The organism is Methylorubrum sp. POS3, from assembly GCF_043352485.1.
GTDB lineage: Bacteria > Pseudomonadota > Alphaproteobacteria > Rhizobiales > Beijerinckiaceae > Methylobacterium > Methylobacterium suomiense.
Window position 1 is genome coordinate 1848610 of sequence record NZ_JAPRBT010000001.1, and the last position, 17230, is coordinate 1865839.

At 69.8% G+C, this 17230-nt stretch carries 18 protein-coding genes; 10 read left to right on the top strand and 8 right to left on the bottom strand.

The genetic code is table 11. The features are described from left to right. Positions 1-26: 26 nt before the first annotated feature. The 7 genes from OWC43_RS08825 to OWC43_RS08855 all read right to left on the bottom strand — a co-directional run bounded on the left by OWC43_RS08825 (position 27) and on the right by OWC43_RS08855 (position 7741). On the bottom strand, positions 27-1496 hold the full coding sequence (locus tag OWC43_RS08825; protein WP_393956390.1) for a methyl-accepting chemotaxis protein: 1470 nt from the start codon (positions 1494-1496) through the stop codon (positions 27-29). 223 nt (positions 1497-1719) lie between these two features. Further along, positions 1720-2064: a monovalent cation/H(+) antiporter subunit G gene (gene mnhG, locus OWC43_RS08830; protein WP_137829482.1), complete on the bottom strand. Its 345-nt coding sequence runs from the start codon at positions 2062-2064 to the stop codon at positions 1720-1722. Then, positions 2061-2345, bottom strand: coding sequence for a K+/H+ antiporter subunit F (locus OWC43_RS08835; protein WP_137829481.1), 285 nt, complete (start codon positions 2343-2345; stop codon positions 2061-2063). The genes mnhG and OWC43_RS08835 overlap by 4 nt, the downstream gene beginning before the upstream one ends. Further along, complete coding sequence (locus OWC43_RS08840; RefSeq protein ID WP_393956391.1) at positions 2342-2830, bottom strand: Na+/H+ antiporter subunit E; 489 nt, start codon at positions 2828-2830, stop codon at positions 2342-2344. The genes OWC43_RS08835 and OWC43_RS08840 overlap by 4 nt, the downstream gene beginning before the upstream one ends. Beyond that, positions 2827-4428 carry a monovalent cation/H+ antiporter subunit D gene (locus tag OWC43_RS08845; protein WP_393956392.1) on the bottom strand — a complete coding sequence of 534 codons (1602 nt, stop codon included), beginning with the start codon at positions 4426-4428 and terminating at the stop codon, positions 2827-2829. The genes OWC43_RS08840 and OWC43_RS08845 overlap by 4 nt, the downstream gene beginning before the upstream one ends. Further along, on the bottom strand, positions 4425-4793 hold the full coding sequence (locus OWC43_RS08850) for a Na+/H+ antiporter subunit C (protein WP_137829478.1): 369 nt from the start codon (positions 4791-4793) through the stop codon (positions 4425-4427). Before OWC43_RS08850 ends, OWC43_RS08845 begins: the two co-directional genes overlap by 4 nt. Next, entirely contained in the window at positions 4793-7741 is a 2949-nt protein-coding gene (locus tag OWC43_RS08855; protein ID WP_393958522.1) for a monovalent cation/H+ antiporter subunit A, read from the bottom strand. The genes OWC43_RS08850 and OWC43_RS08855 overlap by 1 nt, the downstream gene beginning before the upstream one ends. 353 nt (positions 7742-8094) lie before the next feature. On the opposite strand from OWC43_RS08855, the gene OWC43_RS08860 reads away from it, so the two are divergent. Continuing rightward, the gene (locus OWC43_RS08860; RefSeq protein ID WP_393956393.1) at positions 8095-9120 is read left to right on the top strand and encodes a patatin-like phospholipase family protein; all 1026 of its coding nucleotides are present in this window, start codon (positions 8095-8097) and stop codon (positions 9118-9120) included. Between the two features lie 28 nt (positions 9121-9148). Here the strand turns inward: OWC43_RS08860 and OWC43_RS08865 are convergent, their stop codons facing one another. After that, complete coding sequence (locus tag OWC43_RS08865; RefSeq protein WP_137829476.1) at positions 9149-9790, bottom strand: response regulator transcription factor; 642 nt, start codon at positions 9788-9790, stop codon at positions 9149-9151. Positions 9791-10218: 428 nt separating this feature from the next. Here OWC43_RS08865 and OWC43_RS08870 point away from each other — a divergent pair, with 428 nt between their 5' ends. The 9 genes from OWC43_RS08870 to OWC43_RS08910 all read left to right on the top strand — a co-directional run bounded on the left by OWC43_RS08870 (position 10219) and on the right by OWC43_RS08910 (position 17179). Further along, a complete protein-coding gene (locus tag OWC43_RS08870; protein WP_393956394.1) occupies positions 10219-12147 on the top strand; it encodes a PQQ-dependent methanol/ethanol family dehydrogenase in 1929 nt (642 codons plus the stop codon). A 115-nt stretch (positions 12148-12262) separates the two neighbouring features. Then, entirely contained in the window at positions 12263-12967 is a 705-nt protein-coding gene (locus tag OWC43_RS08875; RefSeq protein ID WP_137829475.1) for a pentapeptide repeat-containing protein, read from the top strand. Between the two features lie 26 nt (positions 12968-12993). Then, positions 12994-13422: a hypothetical protein gene (locus OWC43_RS08880; RefSeq protein ID WP_393956395.1), complete on the top strand. Its 429-nt coding sequence runs from the start codon at positions 12994-12996 to the stop codon at positions 13420-13422. Positions 13423-13466: 44 nt separating this feature from the next. Beyond that, entirely contained in the window at positions 13467-13928 is a 462-nt protein-coding gene (pedF, locus tag OWC43_RS08885) for a cytochrome c-550 PedF (RefSeq protein ID WP_137829473.1), read from the top strand. A gap of 8 nt (positions 13929-13936) precedes the next feature. Further along, positions 13937-14254 (top strand): hypothetical protein, encoded by a 318-nt coding sequence (locus tag OWC43_RS08890; RefSeq protein ID WP_393956396.1) that lies wholly within the window; start codon positions 13937-13939, stop codon positions 14252-14254. Continuing rightward, entirely contained in the window at positions 14251-14823 is a 573-nt protein-coding gene (locus OWC43_RS08895; protein ID WP_137829471.1) for a cytochrome b, read from the top strand. The genes OWC43_RS08890 and OWC43_RS08895 overlap by 4 nt, the downstream gene beginning before the upstream one ends. Further along, positions 14820-15380, top strand: coding sequence for a rhodanese-like domain-containing protein (locus OWC43_RS08900; protein WP_393956397.1), 561 nt, complete (start codon positions 14820-14822; stop codon positions 15378-15380). Before OWC43_RS08895 ends, OWC43_RS08900 begins: the two co-directional genes overlap by 4 nt. 15 nt (positions 15381-15395) lie before the next feature. Then, on the top strand, positions 15396-16208 hold the full coding sequence (locus OWC43_RS08905) for a quinoprotein dehydrogenase-associated SoxYZ-like carrier (RefSeq protein ID WP_393956398.1): 813 nt from the start codon (positions 15396-15398) through the stop codon (positions 16206-16208). After that, the gene (locus OWC43_RS08910) at positions 16205-17179 is read left to right on the top strand and encodes a quinoprotein relay system zinc metallohydrolase 1 (protein ID WP_393956399.1); all 975 of its coding nucleotides are present in this window, start codon (positions 16205-16207) and stop codon (positions 17177-17179) included. Before OWC43_RS08905 ends, OWC43_RS08910 begins: the two co-directional genes overlap by 4 nt. Positions 17180-17230: the final 51 nt, after the last annotated feature.

Below are 17230 nucleotides of genomic sequence, written 5' to 3' on the forward strand. Positions count from 1 at the left end.
CGCTTCACCCGGCGCCGAGCGGCCGATCAGGCGATCGCCCGGGCGGCGGCGGTCACCTTCTGAACGGAGGCATCGATCTCGCCGGCAGCGGCGGCAATGCCCTCGGCGTTGCGGCGGACGGCATCGACGTTGCGGGCGGCGGTCTGCATGTTGGTCGAGATTTCCTGGGTCACGGCGGCCTGTTCGGTCACCGCCGAGGACACGCTCATCGAGATCTCGGACAGATTGCCAATGGTCGCGGCGATCGACCGGATCGCCTCGACCGCGCGGTCGGTCGAAGCCTGAACCGCCGTGATCTGATGGCCGATATCCTCGGTCGCCCGCGAGGACTGGCTCGCCAGGGCCTTCACCTCGGTGGCGACCACGGCGAAGCCGCGGCCCGCCTGTCCGGCCCGTGCCGCCTCGATGGTCGCGTTGAGCGCCAGGAGATTGGTCTGGTCGGCGATGGAGCGGATCACCGAGACGACCTCGCCGATCCGCTCGGCGGCGGAGGTGAGACCGGCGACGATCCCGGTCGCCTCCTCGGCTCGGGCCACGGCCTCGTTGGACGCGCTCTGAGCCTGGGCCGCGTGCCGGCTGAGCTCGGAGATCGAGGCGGCAAATTCCTCGGAGCCCGCAGCGACCGCCTGGACGTTGCCGGAGGTCACGGCCACCGCGTCCGCCGTCTCTTGAGCCTGCCGCGTCACGTCCGACATCGCCAGGGTGATGTCGCCGAGGTCGCTCCGGATCGAGCGCTGGCCCTCGGCCCGACGGAGGCGATCCGCGACCTGCTCGGTGACGTCGCTGGCGAACTTGACCACGGCGCAGGGGCGGCCCTCGCTGTCGAAGACCGGATTGTAGGAGCCGTAGATCCAGACTTCGCGCCCGCCCTTCGCGATCCGGCGGAACTCGCCTGCCCGGTAGCTGCCGGAGCCGAGCGCCTTCCAGAAGCCCGCATAGTCGCCGCCCGCAACCTCCTGCGGGTCGACGAACAGGCTGTGGTGCCGGCCGCGGATCTCGTCGAGATGATAGCCCATCGCCGTCAGGAACTTGTCATTGGCGTCGGTGATGGTGCCGTCGGGGGTGAAGTGGATCACTGCCTGGGAGCGGTTGATGGCGGCGATCTGCCCCTCGTAATAGGCGTTGCGCTGCGTCTGCGCGGTGATGTCGGCGGCGAACTTCACCACCTTGAAGGGGCGTCCCCGCCGATCGAGGACGGGATTGTAGGAGGCCTGAATCCAGACCGACCGTCCGTCCTTGGCGACGCGGCGGAACTCGCCCGTGTGGAAATCGCCCCGTCGCAGGGCCTCCCAGAACGCACGGTACTCGGCCTGATCCCGTTCGGCCGCCGGCATCAGCACGCTGTGATGGCGGCCCTTCAACTCGTCGAGGCGGTAGCCGATCAGGGCCAGGAAGGCCGCGTTGGCATCGGTGATCGTGCCGTCGAGCGCGAATTCGATCCGGCCCATGGATCGATCGACGGAGGCCAGAAGGGAATCGACATCGGAACGGAACATCGGCACGGCACGCCTTCACCGGCGCCATGATTGGCTGCCGAGGTGGAAATCTTGCAGATGAACCTTATCGTTTTGTAAAAAACCGCGATCGGTCCCTATTCGACAAGAATTCGGAAGTCAGCGCAGCGATCACGAAGCCGTGCGGCTCGGTCAAATACAAAATTTTCCGGTCGGAACTAGGCTGGACTGCCTAGTCCGCTGTCCCGATCCGCCCGTCAGGGTATCAGTGTCCCTCCGGAGGCGCGTCTGGATTGCCCTCGAAGCGGTCGCGGTGGGCGGCGGTGCGAGCGAGCAGGAGCAGCGTCACGGGAGTCGTCACCGTGAAGAACAGGCCGATCAGGGCGTCGCGCAGGACGAGACGCTCCTCGATCAGCGACAGCAGCAGCATCGATCCGCACAGGATCAGGGCCATGCCCAGGGTCGCGCCGAGCGTCGGGGCATGGACGCGCTCGTAGAAGGTCCTGAGGCGGATGAGGCCGAGCGCGCCGGTCAGCGCGAAGCCCGCGCCGGTCACCGTGAGCAGGACGACGATCCACGCGGCCCAGAGGGGCAGTCCGGCGCCGTTCACTGGATCACCTCGCCCTGCATCAGGAACTTGGCGAGCGCCACCGTGGCGGTGAAGCCGATCATGCCGATGATCAGGGCCGCCTCGAAATAGAGGCCGCTGCCGGTGCGCATGCCGTGGACCACGATCGCCAGCATGCCGTTGAGGTAGAACGTGTCGAGGCCGAGGATGCGGTCCTGGGCGCGGGGCCCCCGCAGCATCCGCCAGGCGGCCAGGGCCATCGCCAGGACCAGCATGCCCTGGGCGAGGCCGAGGCCCCAATCGAGGATCGTCACGCTGTTCATGCGAAGATCTCCATCAGGGGACGCTCGTAGCGATCCTTGATCCGGCGCTCCCAGGCGCTGTCCTCGGTGTAGTCGAGGACGTGCAGGAGCAGGCAGCCGGTATCCGAATCGTACTGGACCCAGAGCGTGCCGGGCGTGGCCGTGAGGATCACCGCCAGGATCGTGAGGCCGACGGGCTCGCGCAGCTCGAGGGGGACCGTGACGAACCCGGTCTTCCGCGCGCCGCTCCGCAGGCCGAGGATGACGCGGGCGACGTCGATGTTGGAGCGGATCATGTCGTAGAGGACGAGGATCGCGAGCCGGGCGAGGGTGGCCGGCGCGCGCAGCCGCACCCGGCGGGGCTCCAGAGCGCCCATCACCGCCGGCACGGTGAGCCCGACGACGAGCGCCAGCAGCACGTTGCCGGGCGTCGGCGGGGCGTTGAGCAGCAGCCAGGTCAGGGTGAGTGCCGCCGACAGCAGCGGGTGGGGCAGGATCCGGCTCAACGCCCATCTCCTTGCGCTGCGCCGAGGACGGCCTGGATGTAGTCCTGCGGCTCAGCCAACCACGCCACCGTCGCATCGGCATAGGCGAGGACCGGGCCGCCCCATAGGGCAAGCGCCATGCAGGTGAGGAGCAGGCCCGCGATGGCGGCGAATTCCGGCGCGCGCAGCACCGGCGGCGGGTCGTCGCTCGGCACCCACAGGCTGAAGATGCCGAGCCGCACCAGGGGCATCAGGGTGCCGAAGCTCGACAGGGTCAGCGCCGCGATCAGCCCCCAGGCCGAGGCCGTCATCGCCCCGCCGGTGAGCCCGGAGAACATCGCCAGCTTGCCGACGAAGCCCGCGAGCGGCGGCACGCCGGCGAGCATCAGCGTGCAGACGAGGAAGCCGATCCCGAGGATCGCCACGGCGGAGGGGATCGCCCGGCCGATCTCGGTGGCGTCGGGGTCGTCGAACGGATCGCGGTACTCGTCGGCGAAGACGGGCTTGGCCGCTTCCGCCGGGTCGCGGCCGCGCTGGAGGATCTCGGCGAGCAGGAACAGGGCGCCGGCCGCGAGCGTCGAGCCGACGAGGTAGTAGAGCGCCCCCGCCAATGCCCGGTCGCTGCCGGTTCCGAGGGCGGCCAGCACCGTGCCCGACGAGATCATCACGGCGTAGCCCGCGGCCCGGGTCAGCTCGCGGGCGGCGAGGATGCCGACCGTGCCGAAGGCGATGGTGGCGAGCCCGGCGGCGAGGAGAACGCCCTGGGCGAAGCCGGCGGACAGGCCCTCGCCGAACAGGAGCAGGCTCAATCGCACCACGACGTAGACGCCCACCTTGCTGAGGATGGCCAGGATCGCCGCCGCCGGGGCGCTCGCCGCCGCGTAGGTGGTCGGCAGCCAGAAGCCCAGGGGCCAGGCGCTGCACTTGATCAGGAAGGCGATGCCGAGCACCGCGCAGCCGACCTCGAACAGGCCCGTCTCGCCGAGGGCGGGCGCCGCGAGGCGCCGGGCGAGGTCGGCCATGTTGAGGGTGCCGGTGGTGCCGTAGATCAGGCTGACGCCGATGAGGAAGAACAGCGAGGCGACGAGATTGACGGCGATGTAGCCGAGCCCGGCGCGGATGCGGGTCTCGCCCGAGCCGTGCAGGACGAGGCCGTAGGAGGCCGCCAGCATCACCTCGAAGAAGACGAAGAGGTTGAACAGGTCGCCGGTGAGGAAGGCGCCGTTCACGCCCATCACGAGGAGAAGGAACAGGCCGTGGAAGCGCGGTCCCGCCCGGCCCCAGCGGGCGAAGGAGAAGACGAGGGCGCACAATCCCAGGATGGCGGCGAGCGCCAGCATCATCGCCGAGAGCCGGTCGACCACCAGCACGATGCCGTAGGGCGCCGCCCAATTGCCGAGGCGGTACACCTCCGCCGTCATGCTCGCGCGGCCGACGAGCAGGAGGGCGATGCCGAGCAGGATCAGCATCGTCGCGAGGCTCAAGGCGGCCTTCAGCTCGCGGCGGCGCTCGTCCATCAGGAACATGGCGCCCGCGACCGCGATCGGCAGCACGATGGGCAGCACCACGAGGTGATCCGACCAGCCGCTGGCCTGGGTGATGGAAACGGGGCCGGTCATGGATGCGGGTTCCCCGGATGCGGTTCGGCCCGATGCGGCTCGCGGCCGTCGACATGATCGCTGCCGGTGACGCCGCGGGCGGCGAGCAGCACCACGAGGAACAGGGCGGTGAGGGCGAAGCCGATGACGAGGGCCGTCAGCACCAGGGCCTGCGGCACCGGATCGTCCACCGAGACGATCTCGGGCACGGCGCCCAGCACCGGCGGCGCGCCCACGGTCAGGCGGCCCATGGCGAAGATGAAGAGATTGACGGCGTAGCTCAGCAGCGACAGGCCGAGCACGACCTGAAAGGTGCGCGGGCGCAGCATCAGCCAGACGCCGGAGGCGGCGAAGATGCCGATCCCGGCCGACAGGACGAACTCCATCAGGCGGGTTCCTTCTCGGCGGCGCGTTCCGCCGCGTCCCGGGCCTCGGCCTCCGCCTCGGCGGCGCGGGTGCGGCGCAGGGATTGGTGGGCGAGGGCCACGAGCATCAGGGCGCTCGCTCCCACCACCAGCACCATGATGCCGAGATCGAACAGCAGCGCGCTGGCGACCGGCACCTTGCCGAGCACGGGCGGCTCCCAATAGGCGAAGAAGGCCGTGAGGTAGGGGCGCCCGAACAGCCAGGAGCCGGCGCCCGCCAGCACCGCCACGAGGAGACCGGCGCCGATCCACGAGATCGGCTGGATGCGCAGCCGTTCCTCCACCCACTGCGCCCCGTTGGCCATGTATTGCAGCATGAAGGCGACGGTCATCGCGATGCCCGCCGCGAAGCCGCCGCCGGGCAGATCGTGGCCGCGCAGGAACAGGTGCAGCGCCAGCAGCACGATGAACGGGAACAGCCACGTGATCACCACGCGGGGCACCAGCAGCGCGTCGGCGGTGGTGTGGCCGGGCTCGCGCCCCTCGCGGGCGTCGTCGTAGGCGTCGTGGCGCACCTGCTGCGCCGGCCGCTCCAGGCTGTCGGGGGCGGGGCGGAACCGCCTGAGCAGCGCGAAGACCGTGAGGCCGACGACGCCGAGCACGCAGATCTCGCCCAGCGTATCGAAGGCGCGGAAATCCACGAGCAGCACGTTGACGACGTTGCGCCCGCCCGCCTGCGGATAGGCCTCCTCGACGAACCAGCGGCTGATCCCGTCGACCGCCGGGCGCGTCATCACCGCGTAGGCGAGGCCGGCGAGCCCGAAGCCGACGAGCCCGGCGATGCAGAGGTCGACGAGGCGGCGCCGACGGCCCCGCGCCTCCTCGGAGGCCGGGACGGCGATCGCCTGATCGCGTTTGGGGAGCCAGCGCAGGCCGAGCAGCAGCATCACCGTGGTGACGATCTCCACGAGGATCTGCGTCACGGCGAGATCGGGTGCCGAGAGCCACAGGAAGGTCAGGCTGCTGACGAGGCCCGCGCCGCCGACGAAGATCGCCGCCGAGAGCCGGTGGTACTTCGCCCGCTCCGCCGCCCCGATGGCGCAGGCCGCGCCCACGAGCCACATCAGGGCGAAGGCCGGATCGAATTCGGTCATGCGTCCCGGCGCCGTCAGGTCGAGCCCGCGCGCGGTGCCCGCGGCGAGGCTCGCCGTCAGGGCGGCGAGGAACAGGATGCGCAGCTGCGGCTGTAGCCGCTCGGTGCCGAGCCGCGCCTCGAGCCAGCGGGCGCCGCGGACGAGCCCGGTCATCGCCCGCTCGAACAGCCAGCCGCCGTCGAGACGGTCCATCAGCCACGGCCCGCCGCGCGGGTTCGTGTTGATGCGCTTGCCGAAGACGAAATAGAGCACGACGCCGCCGACGAGGGCCACGACGCTCATGGCCAGCGGCGCGTTGAAGCCGTGCCAGATCGCGAGGTCGTAATCGGGGGTCCGGTCGCCGAGCACCGCGCGCACCGCGCCTTCCAGGGCCGGGCCGATGGTGAGGTTCGGCACGAGGCCGATGGCGATGCAGGTGAGGACCAGGGCTTCGATCGGGATCCGCATCCAGCGCACCGGCTCGTGCGGTTCGTGCGGCAGGTCGTGCGGGGCGGGTCCGAAGAAGGTCTGGCGGATGAAGCGCAGCGAGTAGAGCATCGTGAAGGCGCTCGCGAGGGTCGCCAGCACCGGAAGCGCGAGGTGGAGCGGGTGGTCGCCCGCGTTGTCGACCGCCTCCGATAGGAACATCTCCTTCGACAGGAAGCCGTTCAGGAGCGGCACGCCCGCCATCGCCGCCGCCGCGACCATCGCCAGGGTGGCGGTGTAGGGCATCGCCCGCCACAGCCCGCTGAGGCGGCGCATGTCGCGGGTGCCGGTCTCGTGGTCGATGATGCCGGCGGCCATGAACAGCGACGCCTTGAAGGTCGCGTGGTTCACCACATGGAAGATCGCCGCGACCACGGCCAGCGGCGAATCGAGGCCGAGCAGCAGGGTGATCAGCCCGAGATGGCTGATGGTCGAGTAGGCGAGCAACCCCTTCAGGTCGTGCTGGAAGATCGCGCTCCAGGCGCCGACCAGCATCGTCGCCATGCCGGCGGTGCCGACGATCCAGTACCAGCTCTCGGTGCCCGCGAGCACCGGCCAGAACCGGATCATCAGGAAGATGCCGGCCTTCACCATGGTGGCCGAGTGCAGGTAGGCGCTGATCGGCGTCGGCGCCGCCATGGCGCGGGGCAGCCAGATGTGGAACGGGAACTGCGCCGACTTGGTGAGGGCGCCGGCCAGCACCAGGATCAGGGCCGGCAGGTAGAGCGGGCTGGTGCGGATCGTATCGCCCGAGGCCAGCACCGTCTCGAGATCGTAGCTGCCGACGATCTGGCCGATCAGCACCATGCCGACCAAGAGGCACAGGCCCCCGGCGGCGGTGATGGTGAGCGCCATCCGGGCACCGTCGCGGGCGGAGGCGTTGTCGGACCAGTAGCCGATCAGCAGGAAGGAGACGACCGAGGTCAGCTCCCAGAACACCACGAGTTGGATCAGGTTGCCCGACAGCACGATGCCGAGCATCGCGCCCACAAAAGCCAGGAAATAGCAGAACAGGCGCGGCACCGGATCGGCGGCGGCCATGTAGTAGCGCGCGTAGAGCACCACGAGCGCGCCGATGCCGAGCACCAGCATCGCGAACAGCCACGACAATCCGTCGAGGCGCAGGATGAACCGGACCCCGAGCGTCGGAAGCCAGTCCAGCGTCCAAGTGATGGGGCCGGCTGCGCCGATCTGCGGATAGAGGCTCGCGATGCAGGCGAGGCTGACCAGCATCACGCCCCCCGCCACCGCGGCGGCGGCGTTGCGCGCCGAGCCGGGCAGGCCGATCGCCACGAGGCTGCCGAGGAAGGGCAGGACCGCGGCGACGGCAACGAGCAGGGAAGGCGAGATCGCTGAGGGCAAGAACCGGGCTCGCGGGCACGGGCGCCACCCTTGCGGGCAGGGCCGTCATCCATCGGGTATGGGTGCTTCTAGCAGAACGTCGGGCGCAGCGAACCGCATCCCCGTCGTCATTCGGGTTCGGTACCACCCCTGCGGGACGGGCATAGCTCCGTCGCGCGACAGGTTTCGGGCGCGGAGCATGGTCGCCGGATCATCGATGCGGCCCGCGCAACCTGGCGCCGCTCCGGAAACGAGCGCTCCCACGGGTGGTTACCCACGAGCGCCCCTCCGCCCGCGACGCAATGGGGCGGCACGGCACGACCGCACCCGAAAACGGCGTCGACAAAGGATCGCTGCTCCGCATGGTTGAACGCTCACGCCTGCGCGATGTCGCCCTCGTCCTGAGCGGCGGCAACGCCCTCGGCGCGTACCATGCCGGCGTCTTCGAGGTTCTGCACGCGCAGGGCATCCGGCCGTCCTGGCTCGTCGGCGCGTCGATGGGCGCGATCACCGCAGCCCTCATCGCCGGCAACGCCCCCGACGATCGGATCCCCCGGCTGCGGCAATTCTGGGAGGAGGTGACGCAGCAGACCGGGATCGGCGCTCCCGCGCCCCTGAAGCCGCGGCAATATTCCAACGCCCTGCACGCCCTGCTGACCCTGACCTGGGGCCGGCCGGGCATCTTCCGGCACCGCTTGCCCGGCCTGTGGTCGGCCCTGCCCTGGATCCCGAACGACGTCGCCCTGTTCGATCACACGCCCCTGCTCGACACCTTGCGGCGCCTCGTAGATTTCGAGCGGCTGAACGGCGGGGAGACCCGCTTCACCGTCGCCACCGTCGATGTCGCGACCGGGGAGGAGGTGTTCTTCGACACGCAGCGCCAGCGGGTCCGGCCGGAGCACATCCTGGCGAGCGCGGCGATCCTGCCCGCCTTCGCCCCCGTCGAGGTGGAGGGCCGGCTCCTGTGCGACAGCGGCTACACCAACAACCTGCCGCTCGATCCGCTGTTCGAGCGGGAGCCGGAGCGGGACCTGCTCTGCATCGCCGCGGATCTGTTCAGCCTCAGGGCACCCCGCCCCGCCTCCCTGGACGCGGTGCTGGAACGGGCCAACGACCTCATCTTCGCCAGCGCCGGACGGCGCGCCATCGCTGGCCTCGCCCGCGAATACGCCCTGCGCGAGCGGCTCGACCCGGCGGGCCCGGCCGTGACCCTGTTGCACGTCATCTACAAGGCCGGGGCCGATCAGCTGGCGGCGAAGAGCTTCGACTTCTCACCCTCCTCGATCCGGGACCGGTGGGAGGCGGGCCGGCGCGACATGACCCTCGGCGTCGAGCGGCTGGGATCGCTGCCGCCGGCTCAGGGCCGCTTCGTCTACGAGAGCGTCTGACTGTCTTCGAGGCCCGCCTCCGGTCGGCTCACATGCCGACGCGGTCGAAATCCAGCGCCGAGGCGCAGAGCGCCACCTGAGTCCGGTTGCGCACGCCGAGCTTGCGCATGATCTCGGAGACGTGGGCCTTCACCATCGAATCGCCGATGCCGAGCTCGAACGCGATCTGCTTGTTGAGCTTGCCCCGCTTGATCATCGACAGCACGTTCATCTGCGCCGGCGTCAGCGCCGCGATCCGCGTCGAGGCATCGACGGCGTCGCTCGCCTCGCAATCGTGCGTGTCGGGGAGATCGGGCACGAAGATCGAGCCCCGCATGATGCTCTCCAGCGCCTCCATATAGGTCGCCCGCGTCGCGGATTTCGGCACGAAGCCGGCCGCGCCCAGCCGCAGCGCCTCGCGCACGATCCGCCCTTCCTCCAGCCCCGAGCAGACCAGGATCGGGATGCGGGGAAAGCGGATCCGCAGGGACATCATCCCGTCGAAGCCGGTCACGCCCTTCATCGACAGGTCGAGCACGATGACGTCGATGCCGGGCCGCTCGGTCAGGACGGTCTTGGCCGCCTCGATCGAGTCCGCCTCGTCGATACGGGCATGGGGCAGCCCGAGGCGGATCGTGCTGCGCAGGGCTTCGCGGAACAGCGGATGGTCGTCCACCAGGATGATGTGCATCGCGCCAACTCGTACGGGGGGCGCCCCCGGCCGCAGACCCTGCGTGCCGGCGCGTCGCCTGAACTGTAAAAGTGATGAGCGACCCGCCTGACGAGCGTCAAGAGTGTGGTTTCAAACAAATTATTTATGACGATTGGACCGCTTCGCCAGTCATGCTGGGCAAGTTTGGCCGGGATAAACTTGCAATCATAAGAATACCATATGAGGTATGGACAAAAGTTAGCGTGCGATGGGCAATCTTTCCCGCCATACCTCTCAGCGAGCCCGGCTTCGGGACGCCAAGCTCTCACGAAGCATCCACCGCCAGCCTTCGTGGCGGATCCTCGGATGACCGGATGTTTCCGTGAGGCTCCCGCAGGTCGGCTCCCCATCAAAAGCCTAAAGACGCGGTCCGGCGCGCGGCGCCCGCGACCGCCAGGGAGAGACGCATGGCCAGGAAGACAGCGGGGCACGCGCCCCGCACGCTGATGCTCGCCACCGCTTCGTCACTGATCCTGTCCGGCCTGCTGCTCGCGGCGCCCGCCTCGGCGCAGAAGGCCGAGACCAAGGCCGAGAAGGCTTCGACCGGCGGCGGCGTGACGTGGGAGGACATCCTCAACGATCAGAACACCGACAAGGACGTGCTGATGTACGGCATGGGCATCAAGGCCCAGCGCTATTCCGGCCTCGACAAGATCAACACCAAGAACGTCAGCCTTCTCAAGCCGCGCTGGTCGTTCTCCTTCGGCGACGAGAAGCAGCGCGGCCAGGAAGGCCAGGCGCTGGTGCATGACGGCGTGATCTACATCACCGCCTCCTACTCGCGCATCTTCGCCCTCGACGCCAAGAGCGGCAAGAAGCTGTGGTCCTTCTCCGCCCGCCTGCCCGACGACATCCGTCCCTGCTGCGATGTCGTGAGCCGCGGCACCGCGATCTACAACGGCAAGATCTATTTCGGTGCGCTCGACGCCTCGATGTACGCGCTCGACGCCAAGACCGGTAAGGTCGTCTGGAGCAAGAAGTTCGACGATCACGCCGCCGGCTACGCCTATACGGGCGCGCCGAACATCATCAAGGACAAGAAGACCGGCAAGGTCGTCCTCATCCACGGCAATTCGGGCGACGAGTTCGGCGCGCAGGGCAAGCTCTACGGCCGCGATCCCGAGACCGGCGAAGAGATCTGGATGCGGCCCCTCGTCGAGGGCCATATGGGCCGCCTCAACGGCAAGGATTCGACCCCGACCGGCGACGCCAAGGCGCCGTCCTGGCCGAACGACAAGGACGGCAAGAAGGTCGAGGCCTGGAACCACGGCGGCGGCGCACCCTGGCAGACCGGCGTCTACGACGAGAAGACCAACACCTTCGTCATCGGCACCGGCAACCCGGCCCCGTGGAACCACCATTACCGCTCGGGTCCCGGCGGCGATTGGAAGCCCTACGACAGCCTCTACACCTCGGGCCAGATCTACATCGACCCGTCGAACGGCGAGCCGGTGGGCTTCTTCCAGCACACCCCGAACGATGCCTGGGACTATTCGGGCAACAACGAGATCATCCTCTTCGACATGGAGAAGGACGGGAAGACCGTTCGCCTCGGCGCCCATGCTGATCGCAACGGCTTCTTCTTCCTGACCGACACCGACAAGCTCACGGCGCGCGACGGCCAGATCAGCAAGCAGACCGCCCTGGTCGCCGCCTATCCCTTCGTCCGGGACATCACCTGGGCGACGGGCTGGGATCTGAAGACCGGTCGCCCGATCGAGGTCGAGGGTCAGCGCCCGCCGGCGCCGGAGGAGGGCCAAGCCAAGGGCAAGGCGATCAAGGTGACGCCGAACTTCCTCGGCGGCAAGAACTGGAACCCGATGTCCTACTCGCAGCAGACGGGGCTGTTCTACATCCCGTCGAACGACTGGACCGAGGATTACTGGACCGAGAACGTCACCTACAAGGCGGGCTCCGCCTATCTGGGCCAGGGCTTCCGCATCCAGCGCAAGTTCGACACCCATGTCGGCGCGCTCCGCGCCCTCGACCCGAAGACCGGCAAGATCGTCTGGGAACACCTGGAGGCGATGCCGCTCTGGGCCGGGACCATGACGACCAAGGGCGGTCTCGTGTTCACGGGCACCTCGGACGGCTTCGTGAAGGCCTTCGACGCCAAGACCGGCAAGCAGCTCTGGGCCTTCCAGACCGGTTCCGGCGTGGTCTCGGTTCCGACCACCTGGGAGATGGACGGCAAGCAGTACATCGGCATCTCCTCGGGCTACGGCGGCGCGGTGCCGCTGTGGGGCGGCGACATGGCCGACCAGACCAAGCTCGTCAGCCAGGGCGGCTCGTTCTGGGTGTTCGAACTGCCGACCGACACGGCATCCGCCCAGTGATCGACGGCGCGGGAGGGGGCACCCTCCCGCCGCCACGGCGATCCGGACCGGCGCCAGAAGGTGCCGGTTCGGCCTCGACACCCGCATGATCCAAGTCAATCGAGGAGCTGACCCGATGTCGGCCCGGACCGACGGCGCCCGGCGCGCCCTCCTGATCGCCGGCCTGCTCGTGCAGGTCTTGCCCGCGCAGGTCCTGCCCGCGGCGGCGCAGACGGTGGTTCTCAACAAGGTGGAACGGCCCGACCCCTGGCTGGTCGGCGGCTGCACCATCGGCCCCAACGCGAAATGCCCCGGTGCCGACCTGCGCCATGCCGATCTGAAGAACGCCGATCTCGGTGGGGCCGACCTCAGCGGCGCCAACCTCGCCCGCGCCGATCTGCGCGGCGCCAACCTGCGCGGCGCCGTGCTGACCGGCGCGAATCTGAGCGGGGCCCAACTCCAGATCGCCTTCATGCAGGGCGTGAAGGCGCGCGATGCCCGCTTCGTCGGGGCCAATCTCGACCATGCCCGCATCGTCGGCGGCGATTTCAGCGGCAGCGACTTCACGGTCGCGGATCTGGAGATGGTCCAGGCCAAGCGCGCCCAGTTCGTCGGCGCGCGCTTCATCGACACCGATCTGCAGGAGGCCAAGTTCTACGAGGTCAACCTGACCAATGCGGTGATGGACGGCGCCAAGATCCGCTTCGCGATCTTCCAGGACGCCTGGATGCAGGATTGCAAGGGCTGCCCGGTCCATTGGCAGACCGACAAGCCCGTCTGGGAAGCCTACCCGGCCGCGACCGCCCCGAAGCACGAGGACGAACCGCAGGCGGCCAAGTGATCGTTGGGCAAGTGATCGTCAGGCACGTGATCGCGAGGACGATGGCCCTGGCGATGCTCGGCACGGTCCTCCCACTCCTGCCGGCCGCCCACGCCGCGGGTGAGGCCGAGGCCGGGATGCGCGCGGCCTTCGCCAAGTGCCGCGGGACGGGAGACGGCGCCGAGCGGCTCGCCTGCTACGACCGTCTCGCCGCGCTCCTCGCGCCGCCCCGCTTCCAGGGCCGGTTGACCGCCCAGACCGAACCCTTCGCGATCGAGGCGCCGACGGTGCTTCGCTACGAGAGCGATGGCCCGATCTTCGTCCTGTACCTCAAGGATGCGGCCGGCGGCATCGTTCAGAACCTGCATATCGGCGGCGGGGGCACCGCCACCCACCGCATCGACGCGCCTGGAACCTACTCGCTGCAGATCAGCGGGTCGGAGACTTGGCGCATCTGGCTGGATCCGGTCCCGTGATCCGCCGCGCAACCCGTTTCCATCCAGACGAAAGGCATCCGCCGATGATCCGCACGCTTCGGGCCGCCGCCCTCGCTCTGCCGCTGGCCCTACCCCTCGGCTTCGCCGCGACGACGCTCGTCCACGCCCACGGCGACGGGGCGCCCCAATCGATCGACACGACCGGCCTGGAGCCGCTCGGCGACGATGATCGCGACAAGAATCCCTATATCGGCAACGCCAAGGCGATCGAGATCGGGGCGTCCGGCTACAACAAGAACTGCGCCCGCTGCCACGGCATCGACGCGAAGTCCGGCGGCATGGCCCCCGACCTGCGGGAGCTCGATAAGACCGAAGCCTCCGACATCTACTTCCTGACGCGCGTGCGCGGCGGTGCCCAGCGCGACGGCCGCTACCGCATGCCGCCCTTCGCCGACATCCTGAGCCAGGAGGCGATCTGGGCGATCCGCACCTACATCGAGAGCGAGGCGGACAAGGATCCGGCGATCGCCGCCAAGATCAACTGAGCGCGCGGATGTCCGCTTGGTCGGCCCCTGCGCTCGCGGTCCTCGCCGCGGCCCTTCTGATGCCTGCGGCGCCGCGCGCCGAGGTCAAGGAATATCAGATCCGGCGCATGCTGATGCTGAAGACGGATTGCACGGTGACCGGACTCGACAGCGCCCGCGTCGCGGACGATCCGCATACCCGCGAGCGCTTCCTCGCCACCTGCGAGAATGTCAGCCACTATCCCGACGGGGTCGAGATCGTCTGTCCCGAGACGGAGGACGAGCGGGACTGCACCCTGCTCACCGCCAAGCGGGAATTCCCCCATCTGAGGCTGCTGGCGCGATGAGCGGGCCGGTGCAGACCCGCTCCGGGCATTGGCCCGGCCGCGTGTCGCTCGGCCTGCACTGGGGCGTCGGCTTCGGCGTGCTCGGCCTGATCGCCTTCGGCTTCTGGCTGCGCACCGTTTCGGGCGGGCCGGATAAGACGGCGCTCGTCCAGATCCACAAATCGTTCGGTGTGATCGTGTTCGTCCTGGCGCTCGCCCGCGTGGCGTGGCGGGTGCGCGAGGGCTTTCCGGCGCCCGCCGGGCCGCACGCCGCCTGGGAGCGTCGGAGCGCGATCGCGCTGCACGTCTTCCTGGTCGTGGCGACGCTTCTGATGCCGATCTCCGGCATCCTGCGGTCGCTGGCCTATGCCCGGCCGGTCTCGGTGTTCGGGCTTCCGGTGATCCCGAAACTGTTCGAGGCCAAGCACGAGACGCTCTACGCCCTTGCCGCCAACCTCCATGACGGGCTGGCGCTCGCGCTGAGCGCGGCCCTGGCGCTCCATGTCGGTGCCGCCCTCAAGCACCATTGGGTCGACCGCGACGGCACGCTGCTGCGCATCCTCGGCCTGCATCGCGAGGGCAAGCCGTGAGGTCGCTCCCGTTCGCCCTGCTTCTCGGCCTCGCGGCGGGCGGCGCCCTCGCGGGCTCGGATTTCGACAGCGACGAGAGCACCGGCTACCGGGTGCAGAATTACCGCGCCCCGGTGACGCGCCCGGTGGAGGGCGGGGCGCGGATCGATCTGACCGATCTCGACCGCCTGCGCGACGACGGTGCGGTGCTCGTCGACACCATGCCCCAGCGCGGCGGTTACGATCCGGCCACCGGCGCGTGGCGTCTGGTCGATCGGCGCGCGACGATTCCCGGCGCCACCTGGCTGCCCGAGACCGGGCGCGGCAGCCTGGAGCCGCGGCTCGCCGCCTATTTCGCCCGCCATCTCGCGCGCCTGACCGACGGCGAGCGGGGGCGTCCATTGGTGTTCTTCTGCCTCGCCGATTGCTGGATGTCGTGGAACGCGGTCAAGCGCGCCGCCGCCCTCGGCTACACGCGGCTCTACTGGTTCGCGGACGGGACCGACGGCTGGGTGGAGGCCGAGCGCCCCCTGGTCGACGCGGTGCCGCCGCCCGTCCCGCCCCTCCACGACCGCTGAAGGCGAGGTCCCGCCATGCCCGTCCTCCCCGTCTTCCGACCCGTCGCGGGTCGGTTCGTCGCCCCCGCGGCGGCGCCGTCGAGCGGCAGCCGCGACCCGCTCGACTCGCCGCTCTGGCCGAGCATGGCCGAGCGCTTCCTCGGCGAGCGCCGTGCGGTGTTCGACGATGCGGTGCAGGTGAGGCTGCCGCCGGTCACCGAGGATCAGACCCAGGTGCCCGTCACGGTCGATGCGCGGGCGCTGGGCCGGGCCGACGAGCTGCTGGTCATCGCCGATCTGAACCCGTTCCCGCTCACCCTGCGCCTCGAGACGCCCGCGGCCCAGCCCTTCGTCGCCTTCCGCATGAAGATCGAGCAGGGCACGCCGATCCGCGCCGCGGTGCGCAAGGGCGATGTCTGGCATGTCGGCGGGCGCAATCTCGATGCGGCGGGCGGCGGCTGCTCGGTGCCGCCGGTGGTGGAGAAGAAGGTCGATTGGAAGAGCCTCGGCGAGACCCGCGCCCGGATCTGGAGCGAGGCGGACGGCCTGCGCCTGCGGCTGCGCATGACCCATCCGATGGATACCGGCATGCTCGCCAACATCCCGCTTTTCCTCGTCGAGGATCTGAGCGTGGCCGACGCGGCCGGCACCGTCCTGGCGCGCCTCACCCTGCAGGAGCCGGTCGCCGACAACCCGACCCTGACGCTACTGCCGGACCGGCCGGCTGCGGGCGAGGCCCTGACTCTGCGGGCGCGCAACACCAACGGCGCGGTCTTCACGGTGCGGGTGCCGATCCCGCCGGAGACGGGCGCGGCCGGATCGGTCGCCGGTCGGGAGGGACGGCTGTGAGTGCTGAGACGACGACTCTGACCCGCCGCGCCGGCCTTGCCCTCGGGCTCTGCGCCGCCGCTTCGCCCTGGCTGCCCGGTTTCGCCTCGGCGGCGCCGCTCGCCTACACGCTGGCCCCGATCGAGATCGCCCCGCGGGTCTGGACGATCTACGGCGCCGCGGAGCCGATCACCCGTGCCAATGGCGGGGCCATCGCCAACATCACCATCCTCGATACCGGCGACGGGGCCGTGCTGATCGATGCCGGCCCCTCGCACCGCTACGGCACGGCGCTCAAGGCGCTGGCCGAACGCCTGACGGGCAAACCCGTGGTCCGCGTCTACCTCACCCATCTCCATGCCGACCACGTGCTCGGGGCCACCGCCTTCGAGGCCGGAACGGTGAGCGGCGGCCCGGCCCTGCGCGGCGACCTGAAGCGCGCCGGCACCGACCTCACCAACGGGATGTACCGCGTCGCGGGCGACTGGATGCGCGGCACCGGCGTGCCCGAGCCGGGGCGCGTCGCGGAGGGCGGCGTCGAAACGATCGGCGAGCGCCGGTTCCGCATCCTGCCCCTCGCCGGCCATACCCGCGAGGATCTGTGCCTGTTCGAGGAGCGTTCCGGCCTGCTCTTCCCCGGCGACCTCGTCTTCCTCGATCGGGCCGCCACGACCCCCGATGCCGATCCCGAGCGCTGGCGCGGGGCACTCACGACCCTGGCCGAGATCGACCACAGCCTGCTGATCCCCGGCCACGGCCCGGTCGAGGCCGGGCGGCGGGGCATCGACCAGACGCGGCGCTGGCTCGACACGGTCGAGGCACGGATCGGCGAGGGCTTCGCCCGCGGGCTCGACGTGACCGAACTGATGGAGGCGCCGCTGCCGGACTGGACGGACGGCCTCGCGGTGGCGCGCTACGAGTTCGCCCGCTCGGTGATGCATCTGCTGCCGGGGCTGGAACGCCGCGACCTGCCGCGCCTCGCGCCGGCCTGATCGGCCCGACCATAGGCCGGAGGCGGGGCGACCCACGGAACGCGGCCACCC